At 71.3% G+C, this 25,844-nt stretch carries 25 protein-coding genes; 18 read left to right on the top strand and 7 right to left on the bottom strand.

Annotation, left to right across the window (positions count from 1 at the left end):
- The first annotated feature begins 45 nt into the window (after window positions 1-45).
- The 4 genes from QTI20_RS00980 to QTI20_RS00995 are packed head-to-tail and all read left to right on the top strand — an operon-like array spanning window position 46 to window position 3,674.
- Window positions 46-771, top strand: a complete 726-nt coding sequence (locus tag QTI20_RS00980; RefSeq protein ID WP_286550747.1) for a response regulator transcription factor — start codon at window positions 46-48, stop codon at window positions 769-771.
- Window positions 768-2,240, top strand: a complete 1,473-nt coding sequence (locus QTI20_RS00985) for a sensor histidine kinase (RefSeq protein ID WP_286550746.1) — start codon at window positions 768-770, stop codon at window positions 2,238-2,240. The genes QTI20_RS00980 and QTI20_RS00985 overlap by 4 nt, the downstream gene beginning before the upstream one ends.
- 55 nt (window positions 2,241-2,295) lie before the next feature.
- The gene (locus tag QTI20_RS00990) at window positions 2,296-2,694 is read left to right on the top strand and encodes a MerR family transcriptional regulator (protein WP_286550745.1); all 399 of its coding nucleotides are present in this window, start codon (window positions 2,296-2,298) and stop codon (window positions 2,692-2,694) included.
- On the top strand, window positions 2,691-3,674 hold the full coding sequence (locus QTI20_RS00995) for an aldo/keto reductase (RefSeq protein WP_286550744.1): 984 nt from the start codon (window positions 2,691-2,693) through the stop codon (window positions 3,672-3,674). The genes QTI20_RS00990 and QTI20_RS00995 overlap by 4 nt, the downstream gene beginning before the upstream one ends.
- A gap of 10 nt (window positions 3,675-3,684) precedes the next feature.
- Here QTI20_RS00995 and QTI20_RS01000 read toward each other — a convergent pair whose 3' ends face one another.
- A complete protein-coding gene (locus QTI20_RS01000; protein WP_286550743.1) occupies window positions 3,685-4,794 on the bottom strand; it encodes a helix-turn-helix domain-containing protein in 1,110 nt (369 codons plus the stop codon).
- A gap of 173 nt (window positions 4,795-4,967) precedes the next feature.
- Between QTI20_RS01000 and QTI20_RS01005 the strand changes: the two genes are divergently transcribed.
- The 9 genes from QTI20_RS01005 (at window position 4,968) to QTI20_RS01045 (ending at window position 13,935) form a co-directional block, all read left to right on the top strand.
- A complete protein-coding gene (locus QTI20_RS01005) occupies window positions 4,968-5,459 on the top strand; it encodes a (2Fe-2S)-binding protein (RefSeq protein WP_183026056.1) in 492 nt (163 codons plus the stop codon).
- 10 nt (window positions 5,460-5,469) lie between these two features.
- Window positions 5,470-7,914 carry a xanthine dehydrogenase family protein molybdopterin-binding subunit gene (locus tag QTI20_RS01010; RefSeq protein WP_286550742.1) on the top strand — a complete coding sequence of 815 codons (2,445 nt, stop codon included), beginning with the start codon at window positions 5,470-5,472 and terminating at the stop codon, window positions 7,912-7,914.
- A 16-nt stretch (window positions 7,915-7,930) separates the two neighbouring features.
- Entirely contained in the window at window positions 7,931-8,722 is a 792-nt protein-coding gene (locus tag QTI20_RS01015; protein WP_286550741.1) for an FAD binding domain-containing protein, read from the top strand.
- Between the two features lie 151 nt (window positions 8,723-8,873).
- Window positions 8,874-9,773: an AAA family ATPase gene (locus QTI20_RS01020; protein WP_286550740.1), complete on the top strand. Its 900-nt coding sequence runs from the start codon at window positions 8,874-8,876 to the stop codon at window positions 9,771-9,773.
- Window positions 9,774-9,903: 130 nt separating this feature from the next.
- Complete coding sequence (locus QTI20_RS01025; protein WP_286550739.1) at window positions 9,904-11,097, top strand: vWA domain-containing protein; 1,194 nt, start codon at window positions 9,904-9,906, stop codon at window positions 11,095-11,097.
- A gap of 34 nt (window positions 11,098-11,131) precedes the next feature.
- A complete protein-coding gene (locus QTI20_RS01030) occupies window positions 11,132-11,692 on the top strand; it encodes an SRPBCC family protein (RefSeq protein ID WP_286550738.1) in 561 nt (186 codons plus the stop codon).
- A 7-nt stretch (window positions 11,693-11,699) separates the two neighbouring features.
- Window positions 11,700-12,719 (top strand): XdhC family protein, encoded by a 1,020-nt coding sequence (locus QTI20_RS01035; RefSeq protein WP_286550737.1) that lies wholly within the window; start codon window positions 11,700-11,702, stop codon window positions 12,717-12,719.
- Entirely contained in the window at window positions 12,716-12,979 is a 264-nt protein-coding gene (locus QTI20_RS01040; protein ID WP_183026063.1) for a YkgJ family cysteine cluster protein, read from the top strand. The genes QTI20_RS01035 and QTI20_RS01040 overlap by 4 nt, the downstream gene beginning before the upstream one ends.
- 8 nt (window positions 12,980-12,987) lie before the next feature.
- On the top strand, window positions 12,988-13,935 hold the full coding sequence (locus tag QTI20_RS01045) for an isoaspartyl peptidase/L-asparaginase family protein (RefSeq protein WP_503011376.1): 948 nt from the start codon (window positions 12,988-12,990) through the stop codon (window positions 13,933-13,935).
- 4 nt (window positions 13,936-13,939) lie between these two features.
- Here the strand turns inward: QTI20_RS01045 and QTI20_RS01050 are convergent, their stop codons facing one another.
- The 3 genes from QTI20_RS01050 to QTI20_RS01060 form a co-directional block, all read right to left on the bottom strand.
- Window positions 13,940-14,329, bottom strand: coding sequence for a DUF488 domain-containing protein (locus QTI20_RS01050; protein ID WP_286550735.1), 390 nt, complete (start codon window positions 14,327-14,329; stop codon window positions 13,940-13,942).
- Window positions 14,330-14,360: 31 nt separating this feature from the next.
- The gene (locus QTI20_RS01055) at window positions 14,361-16,223 is read right to left on the bottom strand and encodes a PhoX family protein (RefSeq protein WP_286550734.1); all 1,863 of its coding nucleotides are present in this window, start codon (window positions 16,221-16,223) and stop codon (window positions 14,361-14,363) included.
- A gap of 74 nt (window positions 16,224-16,297) precedes the next feature.
- Window positions 16,298-16,537: a hypothetical protein gene (locus QTI20_RS01060; protein WP_286550733.1), complete on the bottom strand. Its 240-nt coding sequence runs from the start codon at window positions 16,535-16,537 to the stop codon at window positions 16,298-16,300.
- 173 nt (window positions 16,538-16,710) lie between these two features.
- On the opposite strand from QTI20_RS01060, the gene QTI20_RS01065 reads away from it, so the two are divergent.
- The 5 genes from QTI20_RS01065 (at window position 16,711) to QTI20_RS01085 (ending at window position 21,618) form a co-directional block, all read left to right on the top strand.
- Window positions 16,711-16,989 carry a hypothetical protein gene (locus QTI20_RS01065; protein ID WP_286550732.1) on the top strand — a complete coding sequence of 93 codons (279 nt, stop codon included), beginning with the start codon at window positions 16,711-16,713 and terminating at the stop codon, window positions 16,987-16,989.
- Window positions 16,990-17,129: 140 nt separating this feature from the next.
- Window positions 17,130-17,327 carry a DUF1508 domain-containing protein gene (locus tag QTI20_RS01070; RefSeq protein ID WP_286550731.1) on the top strand — a complete coding sequence of 66 codons (198 nt, stop codon included), beginning with the start codon at window positions 17,130-17,132 and terminating at the stop codon, window positions 17,325-17,327.
- Between the two features lie 181 nt (window positions 17,328-17,508).
- On the top strand, window positions 17,509-18,039 hold the full coding sequence (locus QTI20_RS01075; RefSeq protein WP_286550730.1) for a sigma-70 family RNA polymerase sigma factor: 531 nt from the start codon (window positions 17,509-17,511) through the stop codon (window positions 18,037-18,039).
- Complete coding sequence (locus QTI20_RS01080) at window positions 18,036-19,010, top strand: FecR domain-containing protein (protein ID WP_286550729.1); 975 nt, start codon at window positions 18,036-18,038, stop codon at window positions 19,008-19,010. The genes QTI20_RS01075 and QTI20_RS01080 overlap by 4 nt, the downstream gene beginning before the upstream one ends.
- Before the next feature lie 127 nt (window positions 19,011-19,137).
- Window positions 19,138-21,618 (top strand): TonB-dependent siderophore receptor, encoded by a 2,481-nt coding sequence (locus QTI20_RS01085; RefSeq protein WP_286550728.1) that lies wholly within the window; start codon window positions 19,138-19,140, stop codon window positions 21,616-21,618.
- A 39-nt stretch (window positions 21,619-21,657) separates the two neighbouring features.
- Here QTI20_RS01085 and QTI20_RS01090 read toward each other — a convergent pair whose 3' ends face one another.
- From QTI20_RS01090 to QTI20_RS01100, 3 genes are all read right to left on the bottom strand, one after another.
- Complete coding sequence (locus tag QTI20_RS01090; protein WP_286550727.1) at window positions 21,658-24,180, bottom strand: TonB-dependent siderophore receptor; 2,523 nt, start codon at window positions 24,178-24,180, stop codon at window positions 21,658-21,660.
- A 92-nt stretch (window positions 24,181-24,272) separates the two neighbouring features.
- On the bottom strand, window positions 24,273-25,250 hold the full coding sequence (locus QTI20_RS01095; RefSeq protein ID WP_286550726.1) for a FecR domain-containing protein: 978 nt from the start codon (window positions 25,248-25,250) through the stop codon (window positions 24,273-24,275).
- Window positions 25,247-25,747: a sigma-70 family RNA polymerase sigma factor gene (locus tag QTI20_RS01100; RefSeq protein ID WP_183026085.1), complete on the bottom strand. Its 501-nt coding sequence runs from the start codon at window positions 25,745-25,747 to the stop codon at window positions 25,247-25,249. The genes QTI20_RS01095 and QTI20_RS01100 overlap by 4 nt, the downstream gene beginning before the upstream one ends.
- Between the last annotated feature and the right edge of the window lie 97 nt (window positions 25,748-25,844).

Here is a 25,844-nt window from a genome sequence, read left to right on the forward strand (position 1 = left end):
ATTCGTGATAACTCCCGCGGCCGTCCCGCCGCAGAATGCGTACACATGGAAACCGCCAAACGCGTGCTGATCGTCGAGGACGACGCCCACATCGCCGAGCTGCTGCGCATGCACCTGCACGACGAGGGCTACGCCGTGACGCATGCGGCCGACGGCGATGCCGGGGCGCGCGAACTCGAGCGCGGCAGCTGGGACGCGCTGATCCTCGACCTGATGCTGCCGGGCATCGACGGCCTCGAGATCTGCCGCCGCGCCCGCGCCATGACGCGCTACACGCCGATCATCATCACCAGCGCGCGCTCGAGCGAGGTGCACCGCATCCTCGGGCTGGAGCTGGGTGCCGACGACTACCTGGCCAAGCCCTTCTCGGTGCTGGAGCTGGTGGCGCGGGTGCGTGCGCTGCTGCGGCGCACCGAGGCGATGGCACGCAACGCGCGCATGGAATCGGGCCGGCTCGCGCTCGGCAACCTGGACATCGACCCGGTGGCGCGCGAGGTGTGGGTCGACCGCAAGCCGATCGAGCTCACGCCGCGCGAGTTCGACCTGCTGTACTTCTTCGCGCGCCATCCGGGCCGGGTGTTCTCGCGGCTCGACCTGCTCAACCAGGTCTGGGGCTACCAGCACGACGGCTACGAGCACACGGTCAACACGCACATCAACCGGCTGCGCATGAAGATCGAGGCCGACCCGACCGAGCCGCGCCGCATCCTCACGGTCTGGGGGCGTGGCTACAAGCTGGCGCCCACCGACGCGCCGGAGGCCGCGGCATGAAGTCGGCCTTCGCCTCGGCCAGCCTCTCGCGCCGCTTGTCGGCCGTGTTCGCGGTGCTGCTGCTGGCCTGCTGCGGCGCTTCGGCCTGGCTGCAGTGGTCGGCCGGCGGGCGGCACGAGCAGGAGGTGACGCAGCGCCTGTCGATGGGCCTGGCGGCCCACATCGCGGGCAATGCCGCGCTGATGCGCGCCAACGGCCTCGACGACACGGCCGTGCATGCGTTGTTCGACCAGCTGATGGCGGTCAACCCCAGCGTCGAGGTCTACCTGCTGGCCGCCGACGGCCGCATCGTCGCGCAGGCCGCGCCGCCGGGCCACCTCAAGCGCGACCGGGTCGACCTGGGACCCATCCGCCGCCTGCTGGGCGGCGCGGCGCTGCCGGTGTTCGGCGACGATCCGCGCGGCCAGGGCGGGCGCAAGGTGTTCAGCGCCGCGCCGCTGCAGGCCGACGGGCGCGACGCGGGCTATGTCTACGTGGTGCTGTCGGGCGAAGACCGCGAGGCCGTGGCCGCCAACGTCGCGGCCGGCAGCGTGATGCGCACCACGCTGTGGTCGATGGCGCTGGTCGCGCTGCTGGGCCTGGTGGCGGGGCTGTTTGCCTTCCGGCTCATCACGCGGCCGCTGCGCGAACTGACCGGCGCGGTGGAGCGCTTCGAGCGCGAGGGCGTGGCCGCGCTGGAGCAGGCCACGCCCGCGCTCGACCGCGTGGCGCGCACGGGCGGCGAGATCGGCATGCTGGGCCAGGCCTTCCAGAAGATGGCGCAGCGCATCGCCGAGCAATGGCGCGAACTCACGGCGCAGGACCAGCAGCGGCGCGAGCTCTTCGCCAACATCTCGCACGACCTGCGCACGCCGCTGACCTCGCTGCACGGCTACCTCGAGACGCTGCAGATGAAGGCCGACACGCTGGCGCCCGCCGAGCGCCGCCGCTACCTGGAGATCGCGCTGGGCCAGAGCCGCAAGGTCGGCCGGCTGGCGCAGGAGCTGTTCGAGCTGGCGCGGCTGGAATACGGCGTGGTCAAGCCCGAGAAGGAGCGCTTCGCGCTGGCCGACCTGGTGCAGGACGTGTTCCAGAAGTTCGAGCTCGCGGCCGAGGCGCGGCGCCAGCACCTGGTGGCCGACATCGCGCAGGGCCTGCCCGCCGTCCATGCCGACCTGGGCATGATCGAGCGCGTGCTCACCAACCTGCTGGACAACGCGATCCGCCACACGCCCGAAGGCGGCGAAGTCCGGGTGCGTTTGTCGGGCGAGGGCACCGGCATCCGCGTCGAGGTCAGCGACACCGGCCCGGGCCTGCCGCAGGAACTGAAGCCCGTGATCTTCACGCGGCCGGCCTTTGCCGCGGGCCGGCAACGCGAGGGCGGGCTGGGCCTGATGATCGTCTGGCGCATCCTGCAACTGCACGGCAGCGACATCCGGCTCGAGCCGCGCGAGGGTCGCGGCGCGGTCTTCACCTTCGGGCTGCAATAGAGGAAGCGAGATTGTTCTTGACTTGGAGTGCGCTCGAACTTCGAGAATGCACGCCATGGACTCCCCCCTGAGCATCGACGAGGTCTCGCGCCGCACCGGCCTCACGGCACACACGCTGCGCTACTACGAACGCATCGGGCTCATCGCCCCGGTGACGCGTGCCGCCGGCGGCCAGCGCCGCTATGCGGCCGCGGACCTCGACTGGATCGCGTTCCTGCTGCGCCTGCGCGAGACCCGCATGCCGGTCGCCCGGATGCAGGAATTCGCCCTCTTGCGCAGCCAGGGCGATGCCACGGCCGCGCAACGGCGCCAGATGCTCGCGACGCATCTGGCCGAAGTGCAGGCGTCCATCGCCGAGATGCAGCGCGCGGCCGGCATCCTGGCCGACAAGATCACGCACTACCGCGCCATCGAGCGCAGCCCTCTTTCATCGCAAAAGGAAAAAGCAGCATGAAGCAACGTTCCATCGGCCAGAGCGGCCTCCAGGTCGGGGCGCTCGGCCTCGGCTGCATGGGCATGTCCGAGTTCTACGGCGAGACCGACGACGCCCAATCGCTGGCCACGCTCGAGCACGCGCTCGACGCGGGCGTGACCCTGTTCGACACCGCCGACGCCTACGGCTTCGGCGCCAACGAGGAACTGCTGGGCCGCTTCCTCCGGGGCAAGCGCGAGCGCGTCACGCTCGCCACCAAGTTCGGCCTGGTGCGCAAGCCCGGCAGCTACGAGCGCCGCGTCGACAACTCGCCGGCCTACATCCGCTCGGCCTGCGAGGCCTCGCTGCGCCGGCTGGGCGTGGAGACCATCGACCTCTACTACATCCACCGGCTCAACCTCGAGACGCCGCTGGAGGACTCGATCGGCGCGCTGGCCGAGCTGGTCAAGGCCGGCAAGGTGCGCGCCATCGGGCTGTCGGAGGTCTCGCCCGACACGCTGCGGCGCGCGGCGGCGCTGCACCCGATCGCCGCGGTGCAGAGCGAATACTCGCTGTGGACGCGCGACCCCGAGCAGGGCGTGCTGCAGGCCTGCCGCGAGGTGGGCGCCGCCTTCTGCGCCTACAGCCCGCTGGGCCGCGGCTTCCTCACGGGCCAGGTCACCAGCGATTCGCTCGACGCCAAGGACTTCCGGCGCTCCAACCCGCGCTTCGCCGAGGAGAACCTGCAGGGCAACCTGCGCATCGTCGAAACGGTCAAGGCGCTGGCGGCCGAGAAGGCCTGCACGCCGGCCCAGCTGGCGCTGGCCTGGCTGCTGGCGCAGGGCGAGGACGTGATCCCGATCCCGGGCACCAAGCGCATCCGCTATCTCGACGACAACCTGGGTGCGCTGAAGGTGGCGCTGTCGGCCGAGGAACTGGCCCGCATCGGCGCGGCGCTGCCGATCGGCGTGGCGGCCGGCGGGCGCTACACCGACGAGGGCATGAAGGGTTTGAACGCCTGAAACGCGCGGCTCAGCGCCCGCGCGCCGCCAGCTTGCGGTAGACCGTCGCCCGGCTGATGCCCAGCGCGCGTGCGGCCTCGGCCACGTTGCCGCGGGCGTCCTCGACCGCCTTGCGGATCAGCGCCGTTTCCACGTCGCGCAGCCGCGGGCGGGCGGGAGCGGGCGCCGCGCCGCGCGTCGGCAGTTCGGGCCAGGCCTGCAGGCGCAGGCCGGACCACAGCGGGATCTCGAGCGTGCGGCCGTGCCGGGCGGCGTCCCACAGCAACCCCGGTGGCAGCGCGAACAGCGTGTCGGCACTCGGTGCCGCGCCCGCGCGCAGCGGCGCGTTCAGCATCTGCCGCGCCGCGGCGTTGGCCGCCAGCACGCGCGCATCGGTGTCGAGCGCCAGCAGCCCTTCGGACTCGTCGCCGCTGGCGCAGCCGGGCCAGTTCAGGCGCAGCAGCAGCGCGTGCGGCTGGGCGCGCACCAGTGCGTTCTCGATGCTGCGCGCCGAACCGGCCGCCAGGTGCCGCAGCTCGGGCCGTTCGGCCGCGTGCACGCCGGTCAGGTCGAGCATGCCGATGCACTCGCCCTGCGGTCCGAACAGCGGCGCGCCCGCGCAGCTGTAGATGCCGGTGTCGTCGAAGAAGTGTTCGGCGCGGTGCAGCCACACCGGCGCCTGCTCGGCCAGCGCGGCGCCGATGGCCGAGGTGCCGATGGCGCGCTCCGACAGGTCGACGCCCACGCGGGCGATGTCGCGCGCGCGGCGCGCGGCGTCGTCGCTGCCGCCGGGCAGCGCGCCGACTTCGATCACCAGGCCGTCGGCATCGGTCAGCAGCGCGAAGTAGCGGGTGTCCGCGATGGCGCGCGACAGCCGCTCGAGCACCGGGCGCGCCGCGCCCAGCAGCGCCTGGTGGCGCTCGCCGGCGTCGCGCTCGGCGGTGCGCGATACCGGCTCGAAGCTCAGCCGCTGCTGCGGCCGATGGCCGGCCGCCAGGCAGCGCCGCCACGAGCGCAGCAGCCAGGGTTCGACCGGCGTGGCCAGGGCCACGTCCTCGCCATGGATGCACTGCCGCCGCGCCTGGGCAATGGCCTGGAGGCGGTTGCCGTCGCGGGGGGAATGGGCGGGGGTGGTGAGCATCTTGGGGTGAGGCGGAACGGCGGCGTGGGGGGACGGACCGGGGCCCGCTGTTCCATTTTGAGAATTTCGCGGTCGACCTGCAAGCGGCAAGGGTTTTGCCTAGGATGGTGGCCACCTCCGGCGCCCAAGATGCCATTCGCCGAACCAGCCATTCCTTCCACGGAGACAGCCACATGCAGGTATCTTTCACCGTCAACGGCCGTGCGGCCACGGTCGACGCCCCGCCCAACACCTTCCTCGTGCACGCGATCCGCGAGCACCTGCACCTGACCGGCACCCATGTGGGCTGCGACACCGCCCAGTGCGGCGCCTGCACCGTGCACGTGAACGGCCGCGCGATCAAGTCCTGCAACGTGCTGGTGGCCCAGGTGGCCGGCGCCGAGATCACCACCATCGAGGGCGTGGCCGAGGCCGACGGCACCATGCACCCGATGCAGGCGGCCTTCAAGGAGTGCCACGGGCTGCAGTGCGGCTTCTGCACCCCGGGCATGGTGATGAGCGCCATCGACCTGTGCACCTACCACCCGAACGCGAGCGAGACCGAGGTCCGCGCGCTGCTCGACGGCAACCTGTGCCGCTGTACCGGCTACCAGAACATCGTCAAGGCCGTGCAATTGGGCGGCAAGAACATGACCGCGGCGGCTGCCAAGCCCGTCACGGCCTGAGGAGCCGGCCATGGGTGCATCCGATTTCGCCAACCTGCCGCACATCGGCGAGGCGGTCCGTCGCAAGGAGGACTACCGCTTCCTGACCGGCGCCGGCAACTACACCGACGACGTGACCATGGCCGCGCAGAGCCATGCGATCTTCGTGCGTTCGCCGCACGCGCACGCCACCATCCGCTCGGTCGACACCGCCGAGGCGCTCAAGATGCCCGGCGTGATCGGCATCTTCAGCGGCAAGGACATCGAGGGCAAGATGGGCGGGCTGCCCTGCGGCTGGCTGATCAACAACCCCGACGGCACGCCGATGAAGGAGCCGCTGCACCCGATCCTGGCGATCAAGAAGGTGCGCTACGTGGGCGACCACGTCGCGATGGTGGTGGCCGAGACGGTCGAGCAGGCCAAGAACGCGGCCGAGGCCGTGGTGGTCGACTACGACGTGCACACCGCGCTGGTGAGCGTGGCCGACGCCGCCAGGAAACAGAGCGGCGTGACCATCCACGACGAGGCGCCCGACAACCAGTGCTACAAGTGGACGCTGGGCGACAAGGCCGGCGTCGATGCGGCCTTCGCCAATGCGGCGCACGTGACGAAGCTCGACCTGGTCAACAACCGGCTGATCCCCAACCCGATCGAGCCGCGCGTGGCCATCGGCAACTACAGCCGCGCGACCGAGGAGTACGTGCTCTACGTGTCGAACCAGAACCCGCACGTCGAGCGCCTGCTCATGACCGCCTTCGTACTGGGCCTGCCCGAGCACAAGGTGCGGGTGATCGCGCCCGACGTGGGCGGCGGCTTCGGCTCCAAGATCTACCTCTACGCCGAGGACGTGTGCCTGACCTGGGCCGCCAAGCAGCTCAACCGCAGCATCAAGTGGACCGGCGAGCGCTCGGAGTGCTTCCTGTCCGACGCCCACGGCCGCGACCATGTGAGCCATGCCGAGATGGCGATGGACAAGGATGGCAAGTTCCTCGCCCTGCGCGTGCACACCGACGCCAACCTGGGCGCCTACCTGTCGACCTTCTCGACCGCCATCCCGACCATCCTCTACGCCACGCTGCTGGCCGGCCAGTACGCCACGCCGCAGATCCACGTCGAGGTCGACGCCTGGTTCACCAACACCGCGCCGGTCGACGCCTACCGCGGCGCGGGCCGGCCCGAGGCCACCTACCTGCTCGAGCGGCTGGTGTCGCGCTGCGCCTGGGAGATGAACCTGGCGCAGGACGAGATCCGGCGCCGCAACTTCATCGGCAGCTTCCCCTACCAGACGCCGGTCGCGCTGCAGTACGACACGGGCGATTTCCCGGCCTTGCTGAACCGCGCGAACGAACTGGCCGAGGTGTCGGGCCTGGCCGCGCGCCGGGCCGAGAGCGAAAAGAACGGCAAGCTGCGCGGCATCGGCTATTCCAGCTACATCGAGGCCTGCGGCCTGGCGCCGTCGAACGTGGCGGGTGCGCTCGGCGCGCGCGCCGGCCTGTTCGAAGCCGGCGAGGTGCGGGTGCATCCGACCGGCAGCGTGACCGTGTTCACCGGCTCGCACAGCCACGGCCAGGGCCACGAGACCACCTTCGCGCAGCTGGTGGCGGCGCGCCTGGGCATCCCGGTGGAGAACGTCGACATCGTGCACGGCGACACCGGCCGCGTGCCCTTCGGCATGGGCACCTACGGCTCGCGTTCGCTGTCGGTGGGCGGCACGGCGATCATGAAGGCGCTGGACAAGATCGAGACCAAGGCCAAGAAGATCGCGGCGCACCTGATGGAGGCCAGCGACGCCGACATCGAGTTCGCCAACGGCGAGTTCACGGTCAAGGGCACCGACAAGAAGATCCCCTTCGGCCAGGTGGCGCTCACGGCCTACGTGCCGCACAACTACCCGCTCGACAAGCTCGAGCCCGGCCTCAACGAAACGGCCTTCTACGACCCGACCAACTTCACCTACCCGGCCGGCACCTACATCTGCGAGGTCGAGATCGACAAGGGCACGGGCGAGGTCACCATCGACCGCTTCACCGCGGTCGACGACTTCGGCACCATCATCAACCCGATGATCGTCGAGGGCCAGGTGCATGGCGGCATCGTGCAGGGCATCGGCCAGGCGCTGATGGAGAACTGCGTCTACGACAACGAGACCGGGCAGCTGCTCACCGGCAGCTTCATGGACTACGCGATGCCGCGCGCCCAGGACTTCCCCAACTTCAAGCTCGACACGCTGAGCACCCCCTGCACCCACAACCCGATCGGCTCCAAGGGCTGCGGCGAGGCCGGCGCCATCGGCTCGCCACCGGCCGTGATCAACGCGGTGCTCGATGCGCTGGCGCCGCTGGGCGTCAAGGACTTCGACATGCCCGCGTCGCCGCACCGCGTGTGGGAGGCGATGCAGAAGGGCGCCACCACGCCGACCCAGCAGCCGCAGACCCCGTCGCTCGCCGCGAGCACCCAGGGCCGTCCGCCCGTCTGAACCAGGAGCGACCTCCATGTACCCCTTCACCCTCGAACGTCCGGCCAGCGTGGCCGATGCCGCCAAGCTCGCAGCCGCCGGCGGCAAGCCGCTGGCCGGCGGCCAGACCCTGCTGGCCTCGATGAAGCTGCGCCTTTCGGCGCCCGAACAGCTGGTGGACCTCGGCGGCATCGCCGAACTCGCGACCATCCGCAAAGAAGGCGACGCCTTCGTGATCGGCGCCATGGCACGCCACCTCGACGTGGCGAACCATGCCGAGATCCAGGCCGCGTACCCGGCGCTGGCCGACCTGGCCTCGCGCATCGGCGACCGCCAGGTGCGCGCCATGGGCACGATCGGCGGCTCGGTCGCCAACAACGACCCGGCTGCCTGCTACCCCAGTGCCGTGCTGGCCTCGGGCGCGACCATCGTGACCGACCAGCGCGAGATCGCGGCCGACGACTTCTTCCAGGGCCTGTTCACCACCGCGCTGGCCGAGGGCGAGCTGATCACCGCGATCCGCTTCCCGGTCCCCAAGCGCGCGCACTACGAGAAGCTGCGCCAGAAGGCCTCGCATTTCCCGCTGGTCGGCGTGTTCCTCGCGCAGTACGACGCGGGCGTGCGCGTGGCCATCACCGGCGCGGGCAACGGCGTGTTCCGCCATACTGGGCTGGAGGATGCGCTCAACAAGAGCTTCACGCCCGAGGCGGTGGCGGCGGTGAAGATCGACGCGAGCGACCTCAACAGCGACCTGCATGCCTCGGCGGCGTACCGGGCGAACCTGATCACGGTGCTGACACAGCGGGCGGTGGCGAAGGCGCTGGGCTGAGGACTCGAAGACGGACTGCCGGACGCAGAGGGCGCAGAGGTTTCGCAGAAGACGCAAAAAAGACATTTCTTGGTTTTGCTTCTGCGCTTTCTGCGAGTCCTTTGCGCCCTCTGCGTCCGGAAGTCCGATTCCGCATCCGCTACCCTTCGTCATGACCTTCTCCAGCATCGATGCCGTCGCCCTCGCGCTCCAGGGCGCGGGCTATTTCGCCGACCGCCGGCTCGCCACGGCCGTGTTCCTCGCGCTCAAGCTGCAGCGCCCGCTGCTGCTGGAAGGCGAGCCGGGCGTGGGCAAGACCGAGCTGGCCAAGGCGCTGTCGATCGCGCTGCAGCGAGAGCTGCTGCGTCTGCAGTGCTACGACGGCCTGGAGCAGCGCGAGGCGCTCTACGAATGGAACTATGCGGCGCAGCTGCTGCACATGCGCGCGGCCGAGGCCCACGGCGCGTCGAGCGACATCGAATCCGAGGTCTACCAGCCGCGCTACCTGATCCGCCGCCCCCTGTTGCAGGCGCTGCAGACACCGGCCCCCGGCGCGGTGCTGCTGATCGACGAGGTCGACCGCGCCGACGAGCCCTTCGAGGCCTTCCTGCTCGAATACCTGGGCGAGTACCAGGTGAGCATTCCCGAGCTGGGTACCGTGGCGGCCGTGGTGCCGCCAGTGACCATCCTCACCAGCAACCGCACGCGCGAACTCAACGACGCGGTCAAGCGTCGCTGCCTCTACCACTGGCTCGACTATCCCGAGCGCGAACGCGAGCTCGCGATCGTGCGCGCCCAGGTGCCCGAGGCCGGCGAGGCGCTGTCGCGCCAGGTGGCCGACTTCATCGGGCGGGTGCGCAGCGCGCCCTTCGCCAACGCCTTCCAGCGCGCCCCCGGCATCGCCGAGAGCGTGGAGTGGGCGCGCGCGCTGGTCGCGCTCGATGCGCTGGTGCTCGACCCTGAAGTGGTGGTCGACACCGCGGGCATCCTGTTCAAGCAGCGCGACGACGTGGCCGCGGTGACGCAGGCGCTGGCGGCCGAACTGCTGAGGCCCGAGGAGGCGGGGACATGAAGACCGGTCGCAGAAGGCGCAAGGATTCCGCAGAGAACGCAGAAGGGAGGCCCCAAAATTCTGGCGGTTCTTCCGCGTCTTCTGCGAAACCTTTGCGTCCTCTGCGTCCGGCCAAGTTCAGGAGCGTGCGATGGAGCAGCTAGGCGACGCGCGTCGCGGCAAGATGGCCGGCAACATCGCCGGCTTCGGCCGCGCGCTGCGCCGGGCCGGCGTGCCCACCGACGCGTCGCGCATCGCGCTCGCCACCGAGGCGGCGGTGCTGGTCGGCGTCGATGCGCGTGACGACCTCTGCGCCGCGATGGAGGCCGTGATGGTCAGTCGCGAGCAGGACCGCGGCGTGTTCCGTGAACTGTTCGACGCCTGGTTCCGCGACCCCGAGCTGGCGAACAAGATGCTGGCCCAGATGCTGCCCAGCGCCGAGGGCAAGATGGAGCCGTCGAAGCGCCGCCCCCGGGTGCGCGAGGCCCTGGCCGCGCCGCGCGAGGCCGACCGGCCCGCGCAGAGCGAACGCGAGGTGGACTTCGACGCGGCCATGACGGCCAGCGACCTGCAGCGCCTGCAGCATGCCGATTTCAACGCGCTGGGCGCGGCCGAGTACCGGCTGGTCGAACGGCTGGCGCGCGACATCGCCCTGCCCGTGCCCACCTTGCCCTCGCGCCGCCTGCGCGTGGTGGCCGGCGGCGGCACGCATGCGCGCATGCACTGGCCCGGCGTGCTGCACGAGGCGGCGCGCACCGGCGGCGAGATGCTGCGCCTGCCCCGGCTGGCGCGCCGCGCGCAGCCCCTGCCGCTGCTGGTGCTGATCGACGTGTCGGGCTCGATGGAGCGCTATGCGCGGCTGCTGCTGGCCTTCCTGCACGCGGCCACGCGCCGCGCGGGCCGGCGCGACGTGTTCGCCTTCGGCACCCGCCTGACCGACCTGACGCCGGCCTTCGCCATTGCCGATGCCGACGCGATGCTGGCCGCCGCCAGCGCCGCCATCGACGATTTCGCGGGCGGCACGCGCCTGGGCGATTCGCTGCACGAACTGCGTCGCGGGCATGCGCGGCGGCTCACCGGGCGCCGCACCCTGGTGCTGGTGATCAGCGACGGGCTCGACACCGGCGAGCCGGCCGTGCTGGAGAACGAGCTGCTGTGGCTCAAGCGGCACGCCCGGCGCGTGCTGTGGCTCAACCCCCTGCTGCGCTTCGAGGGCTACGCCCCCCTTGCGCGCGGTGCGGCCATCCTGCACCGCCATGCAGACGCGATGCTGGCGGTCCACAATCTCAACGCGCTCGGCCAGCTGGCCACGAGCCTGGCGACGCTGATGCGCGCCGGCCGGTAGCGGCGCATCGCCCCACGACAGAAGGAAGAACACCATGGAAATGCTCGGCAACCGCCGTCTCGGCGTCACGCAGCAACAGGCGTGGGAAGCGCTCAACGACCCGGAGACGCTGAAGAAGTGCATCCCCGGCTGCGACAAGTTCGAGCTCACCGGCGACGACCAGTACAGCGTCACGGCCGCGGTCAAGGTCGGCCCGGTGTCGGCCAAGTTCTCCGGCAAGGTCACGCTGACCGACATCGCGCCGCCCGACGGCTACAAGCTCAGCTTCGAAGGGCAGGGCGGCGTGGCCGGTTTCGCCAAGGGCGCCTCGAGCGTCACGCTCAAGCCGGTGGCCGACGACGCCGGCGCCTGCGAGCTCGACTACACCGTGCAGGCCCAGGTGGGCGGCAAGATCGCCCAACTCGGCCAGCGGCTGATCGACGGCGCCGCCAAGTCCACCGCCGACGACTTCTTCAAGCGCTTCGACGCCGAGATGCAACGCCGCTACTGCCCGGCGCCGGCCGAGGAAGAGGCGGCCGGGGAGAAGAAGGGCGCGGTGGCCGGCTTCATGCAGAAGATCGGGCTGGGCGGCAAGAAGGACGCCGACGCGAGCTGACACCGCCATGGAAAACCTCGACGTCATGGTGCTGCGCACGCTGCGCGACTGGCGCCGCGCCGGCCGGCGCGCGCTGCTCACGACCGTGGTGCGCACCTGGGGCTCGTCGCCACGGCCGGTGGGCTCGATCATGGCGCTGGCCGAGGACGGCGCGGTGGTCGGCTCGGTCTCGGGCGGCTGCATCGAGGACGACCTGATCGCGCGCTACAGCCGGCTGCACGGCGCGGCAGAGCCGATGCCGCCCGCCGGTGCGCCCGCGCTGGTCAAGTACGGCATCACGGCCGACGAGGCGCACCGCTTCGGCCTGCCCTGCGGCGGCACGCTGGAGCTGCTGCTCGAGTACGACCCCGACGCCGCCTCGCTCGACACGCTGGTGGCCGCGCTCGAACGCGGCCAGCTGATGCAGCGCACCGTGGCGCTGGCCGACGGCAGCGTGCGGCTGGCCGAATCGGCCGCGCCCGACGCCCTGCAGGTGGACGAGCAGGCCCTCACCAACACCTTCGGCCCCGAGTACCGCATGCTGCTGATCGGCGCGGGCCAGCTGGCCGAGTACCTGTCGACCATGGCCAAGTTCAGCGGCTTCGCGGTCACGCTGTGCGACCCGCGCGTCGAATACCGCAGCGCCTGGTCGGTGCCCGGCGTGGCGATCACCACCGAGATGCCCGACGACGCGGTGCTGGCCTTCCGGCCCGACCGCCGCAGCTGCGTGGTGGCGCTCACCCACGATCCCAAGCTCGACGACCTGGCGCTGCTGGAAGCGCTGGCGAGCGAGGCCTTCTACGTGGGCGCCATCGGCTCGCGGCGCAACGCCGAAGCGCGGCGCGAGCGCATGGTCGAACACTTCGGCCAGACCGCGGCCTCGCTGGCGCGCCTGCGCGGCCCGATCGGCATCTACATCGGCAGCAAGACGCCGCCCGAGATCGCGGTGAGCGTGATGGCCGAGATCCTCGCGGTGAAGAACGCGGTCACGCTGCCGCGCGAGACCGAGGTGGCCAACGCCAAGGCCCTGCAGGAAGAAGCCGGTTGAGCGCGCTGGAGTGCAGGGCCGACTGCGGTGCCTGCTGCACCGCCCCCTCGATCAGCAGCGCGATCCCCGGCATGCCGAACGGCAAACCCGCCGGCGTGCGCTGCGTGCAGCTGATGGCCGACCAGCGCTGCGCGATCTTCGGCCAGCCCGAGCGGCCCGCCTGCTGCGGCGGCCTGCAGCCGTCGCGCGAGATGTGCGGCGATTCGCGCGGCCAGGCGATGATCTGGCTCACCGAGCTGGAGCTGGCCACCGCGCCTTGAAAAAAACGATGAACATGTCCTCGACACCCGTGATCGCCATCCACGGCGGCGCCGGCACCGTGCAGGCCTCCGCTCTCGATGCGGCGGCCGCGGCCGGCTACCACGACGCGCTGCAGGGCATCGTGCGCGCCGCGCAGACGCTGCTGCACGAGGGCGCGAGCGCGCTCGACGCGGTCTGCCTCGCCGTGGCCCTGCTCGAAGACTGCCCGCTGTTCAACGCGGGCCACGGCGCGGTGTTCACCGCCGACGCCACGCACGAACTCGATGCGGCCGTGATGGACGGCGCCGACCTGTCGGCCGGTGCGGTGGCGGGCGTGAGCCGCTTGCGCAACCCGGTGCGCGCGGCCCGTGCGGTGCGCGACGACGGCCAGCACGTGCTGATGGCCGGCGCCGGTGCCGAGGCCTTCGCGCTGGCGCGGGGCGCGGAAGCGGTCGACCCGTCCTACTTCTCGACCGCCTTCCGGCGCGAACAGCTGGAGCGCGCCCGCTCGGCCCAGCGCGTGGTGCTCGACCATGACGGCGCGCCGCTGAACGAAGACTGCAAGCTGGGCACGGTCGGCGCGGTGGCGCTCGATGTGCACGGCCACCTGGCGGCCGCCACCTCCACCGGCGGCATGACCAACAAGCGCGTGGGCCGCATCGGCGATTCGCCGCTGATCGGCGCCGGCACCTATGCCGACGACCGCGGCGCGGCGGTCTCCTGCACCGGCACCGGCGAGGCCTTCATCCGCCTCGCCGCGGCCTACGACGTCAGCGCGCGCATGCGCTACGCGGGCGTGGGCCTGGCCGAAGCGGCCGAGACGGTGGTGCGGCAGAGCCTCACCGGCCTGGGCGGCAGCGGCGGCCTGATCGCCCTCGATGCCACGGGCCGGCTCAGCATGCCCTTCAACACCGAGGGCATGTACCGGGCCCATGCGCGCGGCAGCGAACCGCCGCAGAGCGCGATCCACCGCTGAGCGCTCAGCCCGCGATCTCCGCCCCGCGCGCCGCCAGCAGCCCGCGCAGCAGCGAGCGGTGGCAGCGCGCCTCGTCCTCGCAATAGCAGCCGACCGCGAATGACGTCTGCTGCGACAGCGCGGCCAGCAGGTCGAGGCTGCGGCTCGCGTCGGGCTCGGACATCTCGCGCTGGTAGTGGCGGGTGAAGAGCGCCCATTGCGCGGGCGTCTCGGCCTGCTGGCCCAGCTTCATGGTCTCGGCCGAGGGCGCGAGGTTGGGGTACCAGACGTCGTACCAGTCCTGGCGGGCGAATTCGGCCTTGGGCACGCCGCGCGGCGGGCGCCGCACGGTGCCGATGCGCAGGCCTTCGCCGGGCCCGCGCGGGCTGCCGAGGCGGACGATGTGAACGGGCATGGCGGTCTCCTTTTTCTTCGAATGATCGAGCTCAGCTGCCGACGATGCCACCATCGCGCCGCCGCACCACCACCGTGGCCGAGCGCGGCCGGGTGCTGACGGGCGTGGCGCCGTCGGGCCAGGCGGGCAGCAGGGCGCCCGTGGCCGCATCGACGCGTTCGGCGGGATGCTGCACGTTGACGAACAGCGTGCGGCGGTCGGGCGTGAGCACGCAGCCGGTGATCTCGCAGCCGTTGGGGCCGACCAGGAAGCGGCGGATGCGGCCGCTCGCGGGGTCGGCGCACAGCAGCTGGTTGTTGCCCATCGGCGCCTGGGTGTCGCTGCCGTTGCGCTGGGTGCTGCCCATGTCGGTCTGCACCCAGAGCAGGCCGCCGCTGTCGAAATGCAGCCCGTCGGGCGAGCCGAAGGCGTCGGCATCGGCCTGCGGGTAGCGCGCGCCCGCGCCGGGCTGCGCGGGGTCGCCGGCGAGCACGAAGTGGTCCCAGGCGAAGCCCAGGCTCGCGGCGTCGCCCTCGTCCTCGCGCCAGCGCAGGATGCCGCCCGAGACGTTGCGCTCGCGCGGGTTGGCCGCGTCGGCCGCGGGCTGGCCGGGTTCGCCGCGCAGGATGTTGTTGGTCAGCGTGACGTAGACCTCGCCGGTCTGCGGATGCACCGCGATCCATTCGGGCCGGTCCATCTTCGTGCCGCCGACCACGTCGGCCGCGAGCCGCGCATGCAGCAGCACCTGGGCCTGGTCGGCGAAGCCGCTGGCGGCGTCGATGCCACCGCGGCCGTGCGTGAGTTCGAGCCAGCGGCCGCGGCCGTCGGCGTCGTAGCGCGCGACGTAGAGCGTGCCGTGGTCGAGCAGCGTGCGGTTGGCCGCGCGCGCCGCCGCATCCTGGCCCGGGCGCACCGTGTCGCGGCTCACGAACTTGTAGATGTACTCGAAGGCCGCGTCGTCGCCCATGTAGACCGCCACCCGGCCGTCGCGGGCCAGCCGGCAGGTCGCGCTCTCCTGGCGCTTGCGGCCCAGCGCGGTGCGCTTGACGGGCGTGGACCGGGGGTCGAAGGGGTCGATCTCGACCACCCAGCCGAAGCGGTTCGGCTCGTTGGGATGCTTCGACAGGTCGAAGCGCTCGTCGAAGCGCCAGTACTCGACCCACTGCGTGCCGGCCACGGTGCCGTAGCGCTTCTGGGCCGGCGTGGCCTGGGCCGCGTGCGCCTTCGGGCCGCCGAAATAGCCGTGGAAGTTTTCCTCGCATGTGAGGTAGGTGCCCCAGGGCGTGACGCCCATCGCGCAGTTGGCGAAGGTGCCCAGCACACGCGTGCCCTCGGGGTCTGCGGCGGTGCGCAGCCAGGGCATGCCGGCGACCGGCCCCGCGATGCGCATCGGCGTTGCGCCGTGGATGCGGCGGGCAAGGCGCGAGGGCAGCACCTGGCGCCAGCCATGGGCCGTGCGCTCGATCTCGATCACCGACACGCCCATCGCATGCAGCGACTTGCGCACCTTCGCCGCGGTCCAGCGGTCGACGCCGTCGGTGTGCAGCCAGCGCTCGTCGGTGTACTCGTGGTTCATCACCAGCAGCCCGCGCCGGCCGTCGGTGCCGAGCGGGAAGAAGTGCATGCCGTCGTGGTGCATGCCGGCCTGCAGCGCCTGGTCGGCCGCGCTGTTGCTGCCGTCGGGCGCGAAGGCCGGCATGGCACCGATCAGGCCGGTGGGCGCACCCCAGGGATAGAGGATCTCGGCCGCGTACTCGGCCGGCAGGGTGAGGCCGTCGTGCAGCGTGGCCGGCACCGGGCCGAAGCCCAGCATCGGCAGCGATGCGGCGCGCGGCGCACCGGCGGCGGATTCGGCCAGCAGCGCGACCAGCGCGGCGGCGCCGGATTGAAGGAAGACGCGACGATCGACGCTCATGGCATCGCCGCGCGCAGGGGAAGCAGGGAAGGGCAGGCTGGCATCCCCCGATGATGCCGCGCCCGCGGCCCGGTTCAGCGCGTGGTCTCGGGTCCCTGGTTGGCCAGGCCCACGGTGGGCAGTCGGCACTCGATCACCGTGTTCAGCGTGCCGTTGGCGAGCACATAGCGCACCTCGGTCACTTCCATGCGCTGCAGCGCCGCCTCCTCGAGACCGGTTTCGATGATCTCGCCCAGGCGCGGCACCGCGCTCGCGGCATCGAGCTGGATGTCCTGGACCGTTCCGTTGGTCAGCAATCGCAGTAGGGTGGGCATGGGAAGGAACTCCTGAAACATGAAGATCCTGACTCTGGTCCCGGGCGTCGAAGGCCGCTGTGGGCCAACACGCAGGGGGCGCGCAGGACCGTACGGGCATGCGGGGCTTGTAACAACACGCTAAGCTCGCGGCTTCGTGCCACGTGGTGGCCCCTGATGCCAAAGGATGCGCCTTGCCTGCTCCAGAAGATCGCAGCGAAACCGAGGTCCGGCGTTTCGACGACGACGGTTGGACGGTGCGCATTCACCTCACCGGCACCGGACCCGACGGTTTTCTCGCCGGCCATGCCGACGTGTCGCAGGCCGGCCTGCCCCGCTGCCGGCTCATGCTGGTCGGGCAGCGCCACGATGCCGCCTCGGCCACCGAGGTGCTCGAGACCCGGGCGCGCGATTTCATTGCCGACTGGAGCCGGCGCGATCACAGCGGGCGCACCGGCTTTGCCGAACTCTGAGACCAAAGCGGACGGGGTGCGCAAACCGTAGGACCGACCATGCTGCCGTTTGGGGGTGCCGTCCGACGCCGGCGCCTCTGGATTGGCGGCACTTTGATGCTTGGGGAGCTCGACGACTCTGACTCTGCGAGGAGGCCGACATGAAGTTCGTGGTGATTCAGGAATTGGGTGGCCGTTGGATCTGGGAACTCAGGAACATCGATGGCGACGCGGTGTGCCGGAGCGCCATGGGTTTCAAGGACCGCGAGCAGGTCTTCAAGGCCATCCACGCGGTCCGCGGCAATGCGCCGCGTGCGCTGGTTTTCGACCCGCTGGGCACCCTGTACGAAGGGGTGTGAGGGCCGTCTCTCGATGCGTTTCTGTCGCGCTTCAGCGGCGGCTGTCTGACCCGACAGGGGCTGCGGCGGTTCTCCTGCCGGGCCGCTGACCGTCATGTCCGGGCAGGTGGCGTGGGTGTCCCAGTCTAGAATGAGAACCATTCTTGTTTGATGGCGGCCCGTGCCGTCGTGCACCGCCGCCATGTCCGCCGCCGAACCCGCCCTGCACCCGCACATCCGCACGCTCTACAGCGCGCACCACGGCTGGCTGCAGGGCTGGCTGCGCAAGAAGCTGGGCAACGCCTTCGACGCGGCCGACCTGGCGCAGGACACCTTCGTTCGCCTGCTCTCGGCTCCGGACGACACCCCCGAGAAGCAGGCCGACTGGCAGCTGCGCGAACCCCGCGCCTACCTGACGCTGATCGCCAAGCGTCTGATGGCCAACCTCTACCGCCGGCGTTCGCTCGAGCAGGCCTACCTCGAGGCGCTGGGCGCGCTGCCCGAGCCGATGGCGCCGTCGCCCGAGCAGCAGGCCATCATTCTCGAGACGCTGCAGGAGATCGACGCCATGCTCGACGGGCTGGCGCCCGCCGTGCGCCAGGCCTTCCTGCTGGCGCAGCTCGAAGGCCTGGGCTATGCGGAGATCGCGGCCAAGCTCGCGGTAAGCGAGCGCACCGTCAAGCGCTACATGGCCGAGGCGATGGCGCGCTGCATCCTGCTGGCCAGCGAATGAGCGCCATCCGCGAGGACGTGGCCCTGCAGGCCGCGCAATGGTTCTTCCTGCTGAACTCCGGCGAGGCCACGGCCGCCGACCGCCGGCGCTGGGCGCACTGGCGCGCGGCCGACCCCACGCACGACCTCGCCTGGCAGCGCGCCGAGCGCGTGAGCCTCAAGTTCGACCTGCTGCCCCGCACGCTGGCCGCGCCGGTGCTCGGCCGTGCGGCGCGTGCCGACCGGCGCGCGGCGGTGAAGGCGCTGGCGCTGCTGGTCGCGGCCGTGCCCGCGGGCTGGCTGGCCTGGCGCGCCGTGCCCGCGCGCGAATGGCTGGCCGCGCACCGCACCGCGACCGGCGAGCGGCGCGAACTGCGGCTGCCCGACGGCACGCGCCTGGTGCTCAACACCGCCACCGCGCTCGACGTGGCCTACGACGAGCACCTGCGCCTGCTGCGCCTGCGCGCGGGCGAGATCCTGGTCGAGACCGCGCCCGATGCGGTGCCGCCCGATCACCCTGGCTACCGGCCGCTGGTGGTCGAGACCGCGCAGGGCCGGCTGCGCGCGCTGGGCACGCGCTTCGTCGCACGGCAGTTCGACGAGGGCCGCAGCCACGTCGCGGTGCTCGAAGGCGCGGTCGAGGTTCGGCCGGAGCGTGCCGCCGACCGACCGGTGGTGGTGCAGGCGGGCGAGCAGGCCGGTTTCTCCTCGCACGCGGTGGACGCGGTGACCCCCGCGGGGCCGCAGGTCGACGACTGGTCGCGCGGCATCCTGCGCGCGCGCGACATGCGGCTGCAGGACTTCGTGGCCGAGCTGGGCCGCTACCGGCCCGGCGTGCTGCGTTGCGACCCGGCGGTGGCCGAGTTGCGCATCTCCGGCGTGTTCCAGCTGCGCGACACCGGCCCGGTACTCGACAGCCTGCCGCAGGCGCTGCCGGTGGACGTGCGCTGGCGCACGCGCTACTGGGTGACGGTGGTCGCGCCGGGCACCTGAGCCCCGCGAGCCGCGATGCGTCGCGGCGCATCGAAAAAAAGATCCATCGCGCCGTGTCCCTTTTCCTTCTCTCGCGTGTGAAGCCTTGAGGAACAACCACTTCACACCTTTCCGGAGAGAGAAATCCATGGCCCGCCGCCGACCTTCCGCTTTCGTTCGTCACACCCCTTCGCACCGCGTGCTCTCGCTGGCCGTCCATGCCGCCGTGCTGGCCATGGGCCTGGCCGCGGCCGGTGCCTCGGCACAGCCGGCCGCCGCCGCCACGGCAGCGGCCGAGACGCAGAAGGTCTACCGCATCGCCGCCGGCCCGCTCGACGAGGCCCTGGGCGGCTTCGCGGCCGCGGCCGGCGTGAGCATCACCGTGCCGCCGGCCCTGGTGCAGGGCAAGAGCACGCGCGGCCTCGACGGCGGCTTCACGGTGCGCGACGGCTTCGCGCGCCTGCTGGCCGGCTCGGGCCTCGAGGTCACGGGCGGTGCGGGCGGTGCCTTCGCGCTGCGCCGCGCCGTGGCCGGCGACACCGAGGCCAGCGGCAGCACCCTGGCCTCGGTCACCGTCACCGCGCAGGCCGAGCGCGCGGCCACCACCGAAGGCACGCGCTCCTATGCGACCCGCGCCACGACCATCGGCAAGACCGAGCAGGCGCTCAAGGACATCCCGCAGTCGGTCAGCGTGGTCACGCGCCAGCGCATGGACGACCAGAACCTGCTGAGCCTCAGCGACGTGGTGAGCAACACCACCGGCCTGGTCGCCACGCAGGGCATGGGCGCGGGCATCGCCGTGACCGCGCGCGGCTTCCTGCTCGACACCATGCAGTACGACGGCGTGGCCGTGCCGCGCAACACCTACTCGCTGGGCAACTGGGGCAGCGAGTCGCTGGTGTTCTACGACCGCGTGGAGGTGCTGCGTGGCGCGGCCGGCCTGCTGCAGGGCGCGGGCAGCCCCGGCGGCACGATCAACTTCGTGCGCAAGCGCGGCCAGGCCGAACGCACCGTGAGCCTGAGCGGCAAGGCCGGCTCCTGGGACCGCTACGGCGTGCAGCTCGATGCCGGCGGCCCGCTCAATGCCGAAGGCACGCTGCGCGGCCGGCTGGTGCTCGACGAGGACCGCGGCCATTCCTTCATCGACAGCGTGTGGAACCGCACCCGCTCCAGCTACGCCGCGCTCGACTACGACATCGATGCCGACACCACGGTCGGCCTGGGCGTGAGCAACAAGCACAGCCGTTCGCGCCCCACCTTCATCGGCCTGCCGCGCTACCGCGACACCCGCGACATCGGCCTGCCGCGCTCCACCTTCACCGGCGCGAACTGGAACCGGGCCTACAACGACCAGACCAGCGTCTATGCGGACCTCGAGCACCGCTTCAACGACCGCTGGGTGTTCAAGGCCTCCGCACTCGGCATGAACGAGACGAACAGTTCGGTGCACCAGCGCATCGCGGGCGTCGTCAACGCCGACGGCAGCGGCCCGAACTACGGCGACTTCGCCACCGACCTGCGCGGCCAGCAGCGCGGGCTGGACGTCTACCTGCGCGGGCGCTTCGAGGCGCTGGCGATGCCGCACGAAGTCGTGATCGGCGCCAACTACTCGAAGTACACCACCGACGATGCCTATGCGCGGGTCTGGACCCGGGGCGTCAACGTGTTCGACATCGACCACGACCGGCCATGGCAGGACTACGCCAGCATCGCCGCGCGCGGGTCCAGCACCCGAAGCAGCTACGACGTGCGGCAGAAGGGCCTCTACGGCACCTGGCGCGCCGGCCTGAGCGACTCGCTCACGGCCGTCGTCGGCGCCCGCGCGAGCTGGTACGACTCGGTATACGCGCAGCCCCTGGACGACTACCGCAGCCCCAGCAGCGCCTCGGGCAAGGTCACGCCCTATGTTGGCCTGGTGCAGGCGTTGAACAAGCAGTGGTCGGCCTACGCCAGCTATACCGACGTCTTCGAGCCGCAGACCGCGCGCACCGCGGCCGGCGCGGTGCTCGAGCCGGTGCTCGGCAGCAACTACGAGCTGGGCCTGAAGGGCGAACTGATGGACGGGCGGCTGAACACCTCCTTCGCCGTCTTCCGCTACGACCACAAGAACCGCGCCGTGACCGACTTCGCCTCGGGCTTCGCCTGCGACGGCTGGTACTGCTCGAACGCCTCGGGCAAGGTGCGCAGCCAGGGCTTCGAGGCCGAAGTCAGCGGCGAGCTGCTGCGCGGCCTGCAGCTCGCGGCGGGCTACACCTTCAACACGACCCGGTACCTGGAGGACGCGGAATACAAGGGCCAGGTCTTCAGCACCTGGACGCCCAAGCACCTGGTGCGCGTGTGGGCCGACTACCGGCTGCCGGGCGCCTGGAGCCGGCTCAGCCTCGGCGGCGGCGTGAACCTGCAGAGCCGCGCGCTGAGCTTCGACCGCGCCTTCCAGGTGCCGGGCTTCGCCGTGTGGGGCGCCCGCATCGCCTACCAGGCGACGCCAACCGTGTCGGTCGCGGTCAACGTGAACAACGTGTTCGACAAGCGCTACTACATCCCCTCGTACAACGGCACGGACGGCAGCAACTACTACGGCGATCCGCGCAACGTGATGTTCACGCTGAAGTACACGCCGAAGCTGTGAGTCGACATCGACGCCCGATCCCGGGCGTCGAGATCGTGCTCAGAACCTGCCGCGCAGGCTTACCGTGACGCTGCGCGGCTCGCCGTAGAAGTTGCCCCAGGCCGGCGCGCCGATGGTCTGGTAGTAGGTCTTGTCGAACAGGTTGGCCAGGTTGAGCGCGGCCGACCAGTGGCGGTTGATCTGGTAGCCGACGCGCGCGCCCCAGACCGCGTACGAGGCCTGCTCCAGCGTGATCGCGCCGGTGGTGCGCGTGCTGGCGGTCTGGAAGTTCACGCCGCCGCCCAGCGTCCAGGCGTTGAGCGTGCCCAGCAGCCGGTAGTCGGTCCACACGCGCAGCATGTGCTTGGGCGAGTAGGTGCTCGCGAAATCGATGCCGGCGTTGGCGGTGTCGTCCAGGTACTTGAAGTGGTTGAGCGTGTAGCCGGCGAAGACCTGCCAGCCGCGCGCCAGCTCGCCGCTGATCTCCGCATCCAGGCCCTGGCTGCGCACCTTGCCGGTCGACACCGAGCAGTAGGTGCTGCGGGTGCAGACATTGACCAGGTCTTCCTGCGCGCGGTTGTTCTGGTCGATGCGGAACAGCGCGAGCGAGGCGTTCACCTTGCCGTCGAACAGCTCGCCCTTCAGGCCCGCTTCGTAGTTGCGGCCCTTGATGGGCGGCAGCAGGTCGCCGGCGGCCGTCATCGCGTTCTGCGGCTGGAAGATGTCGGCATAGCTCACATAGGCCGACCACTGCGGGTTCAGCGCGTAGACCAGGCCGCCGTAGGGCGTGAGCACGCCGCTCTCGCGGAAGGGCTCGCTGGTGTCGGCGCCGGTGGCGCGGTCGCGGGTGCTGCCGGTGTAGCGGGTCACGCGCGCACCGGCGACCAGGGTCAACGGGTCGCTGAGGCTCAGGCGTGCCACGCCGTAGGCGCCCGATTGCGTCATGCGCGTGATGGCGTCGCCGCCGCGGTAGCTGTTGGCGGCGAAGGTGGCGGCGCTGGGCTCGGCGATGGCCGAGACCGGATCGAACACGTTGTTGGCCACGCCCACCATCTGGATCAGCGCGAAGTCGCTGTGGTTGACCATGCGGCCGGTGTTGGCGCCGAAGCTCAGCGCATGCCGCCGGCCGAAGGCATCGAACTTGCCGTCGACGGCGAGGTCCAGCGTCTTGTTCTCGGTCTCGAAGTCGAACAGGCCGCCGTACATCACGTTGCCGGCCAGCGTGCGCGGGTTGACGGCGCCGAGCGCGAAGGCGTACTTGATGTCGTGCTGCTCGCGCACGTAGCCGGCCGTCAGCTTGAGCGACCAGTCGGCATCGAAGCGGTGGGCGAGTTCGGCGAAGACCGTGCGCTGCTCGCTGTTCCAGCGATTCCAGTCGGCCATCAGCGCGGTCGATCGGCGCAGGTGCAGGTCGGCGCCGTTGCTGTAGCGCGGCAGGCCCTGGAAGAAGGGCGTGGACTTGAGCTTCTCGTCACTGGCACCGAGGGTGAGCAGCGTCCGCGGGCCGATGTCGGCCTCGAGCACACCGTACAGCACGCCGGTGCGGCTCTTGGCGGTGTCGTAGAAGTAGTCGCGGTCGTTGGCGCTCGCCACCACGCGGCCGCGCAGCGTGCCGGCCTCGTTGATCGGGCCGCTGGCGTCGAGCTCGGTGCGCAGGTTGTTCCATGAGCCCGCGCTGGCCGACAGCTGCAGCTGCTTCTCGGCCGTCGGCCGCTTGCGCACCATGTTGATGGTGGCGCTGGGCGCCCCCGCACCCTGCAGCAGGCCGGTGGCGCCGCGCACCACCTCGACCCGGTCCAGCGTGGCGGCATTGCTCGTGAAGTTGTTGGCCTGCGGGTAGTAGAAGGCGCGGTTCACGCCGTCGAACTGGTAGGTGTCGACGCGGAAGCCGCGCGAGTAGACATAGCGGCCGCCCATCGGGCTGTCGTACATCGTGATGCCCGTGGTCTGGGCCAGCACCTCGTCGATGGTGTTCAGGTTCTGATCGTCCATCTTCTGGCGCGTGACGACCGTGATGGACTGCGGAATTTCCTTCAAGGCCTGCTCGCCCTTGCCGACGGTCACGATGCGGCTGGCGTACGACCCCGAGCCTTCGGTGGTCGCGCTGCGCTCGGCCTGCGCGGTGACGCGCACTTCGCTGAGCGTGTTCGTGCCGGCGTTCCCCGGCGCGGCGGCACTGGCGCCGGGTGGCGACGGGCGCAGCGTGTAGCCGCCACCCGCGCGCGGCACGGCGTCGAGCCCCGTGCCGGCGAGCAGGCGGGCGAAGCCGTCGCCCACCGCATGGCTGCCGCGCAGGCCCGCGGTCTGGCGGCCTTCGGTCAAGGCGGGTTCGAAGGACAGCGTGACACCGGCCTGCGCGGCGAAGCGCGAGAGCGCCGGACCCAGCGCGCCGGCGGGGATGTCGTAGCTGGCGCTGGCGCTGGCGGCGGCCGGCGGGCTCGCCTGCGCCAGCGCGGCGCCCGCGGCGCCGAGCGCGAAGGCCAGGCACAGCGCGCGCACGCCCTGGGTCACGGCGCTCGGGCGCGTGGGCATGGAGAGGGATGCGAGCCGCGGGCGCGCGGTGCGGGAGGGATGCAATGCCATGGTTCTTGGTCCTGTTCTTGCCGTGTTCACAGCACGGCTCCATGGCTTGCCCGACGAGCGCAGGAAAAGGGACAGGCGGATGCGAAAAATTTTCAGACGGGCAGCACCGTCACCCACCAGCGCGTGCGCGTGAGCACCTGCACCGGCAGCGTGCTGGCCACCATCGACAGCACATAGTCGGTGTCGCGCAGCTGGAAGGCGCCGGAGATGCGCAGTTCGGCCACCTCGGGGCTGCAGTGCAGCAGCCCGGGCCGGTAGCGCGCCAGCTCGGCGCAGAAGTCGGCCAGCCGCATGTTCTCGGCATAGAGCACGCCCTGGGTCCAGGCCTGGCTCTCGGGCGTCACTGCCGTCAAGGCCGTCAAGGGCGAGGCACCCTGGTGGCGCAGCAGCGTCTGCCGGCCGGCCGGCACCACCAGCGCGGGCGACGATGCGCCGCGCAAGGTGACTTCGACCGCGCCTTCGGTCACGGCCAAGCGGATCTGCCGCTGCGTGTCTTCGCCGTCCTGCCGCACCGTGAAGCGCGTGCCCAGGGCGCGCAGCCGGCCGAGCGCGGTCTCGACGACGAAGGGGCGCGCGTCGGCCGCGGTCGCGACCTGGATCGCACCCACGCGCAGCCGCAGCGTGCGCTGCGCGCCGTCGATGCGCACGTCGATCGCGCTGCCGGTGTCGAGCAGCACGCGGCTGCCGTCGGCGAGTTGCACTTCGCGCCGTTCGCCGGTGGCGGTGCGGTGGTCGGAGATCCAGGCTTCCCAGGGCGCGAGCCGCCAGCCCAGCCAGGCGGCGGGCGCGGCGGTGGCGAGCAGGGCCAGCGTGCGCAGCGCGGCGCGGCGGTTGCCGCGGGCCTGCCGCGCCAGCACCGGCACGCCGACCCCCGAGGGCACGGCGCCGAATTTCCGCGACAGCCGCTCGGCGCGCTGCCAGGCGCGCTCGTGCGCCGGGTCCGCCTCGCGCCAGGCCGCGCAAGCCGCGTGATCGGCTTCGCGCGCGCGGCCCGAGTGCAGCCGCACCAGCCATTGCGCGGCCTCGCGCAGCACGGCGGCGTCGGGGGCGGGCGGGGGCAGGGCGCTCATTCCATGACCGCCAGGCAGCGCTCGAATCCCTGCGCCATGTAGCGCTTGACCGTGCGTTCGCTGACGCCCAGGCGCTCGGCGATCTGCGCATAGCCCAGCCCTTCGAGCTGCGACAGCACGAAGGCTTCGCGCGCCTTGGGCGCCAGGCCGTCGAGCATGGCGTCGATCTCGTCCAGCGTCTGCAGCAGCTGCAGCCGCTCCTCGGGCGACAGCGCCAGCGGCTCGGGCATGAGCGCCAGCGCCTCGAGGTAGGCGCGCTCCAACGCCTGGCGGCGCCAGTGCTCGCTGACCACGCCCTTGGCCAGGGTCGTGAGGTAGGCGCGCGGCTCGCGCAGCGTGGGCAGCGCCTGCGGCCGCAGCAGCACGCGCACGAAGGTGTCCTGCGCCAGGTCGGCCGCGCTGTGCGCGCAGCCCAGGCGCCGGCGCAGCCAGGTGCTGAGCCAGCCGTGGTGCGCGGTGTAGAGGGCCTGCACGGCGGAGGTGTCGGCGGAGGGCATGGAGAAACGGGATGCCAATGCAATTGAGAATTAATCTCATTTTATAATCAACGGTGTCCTGGTGCGCCGCGCGGGACCTCCATGCTCTTCCGTCCGA

This window comes from Variovorax sp. J2P1-31, from assembly GCF_030317215.1.
GTDB lineage: Bacteria > Pseudomonadota > Gammaproteobacteria > Burkholderiales > Burkholderiaceae_C > Variovorax.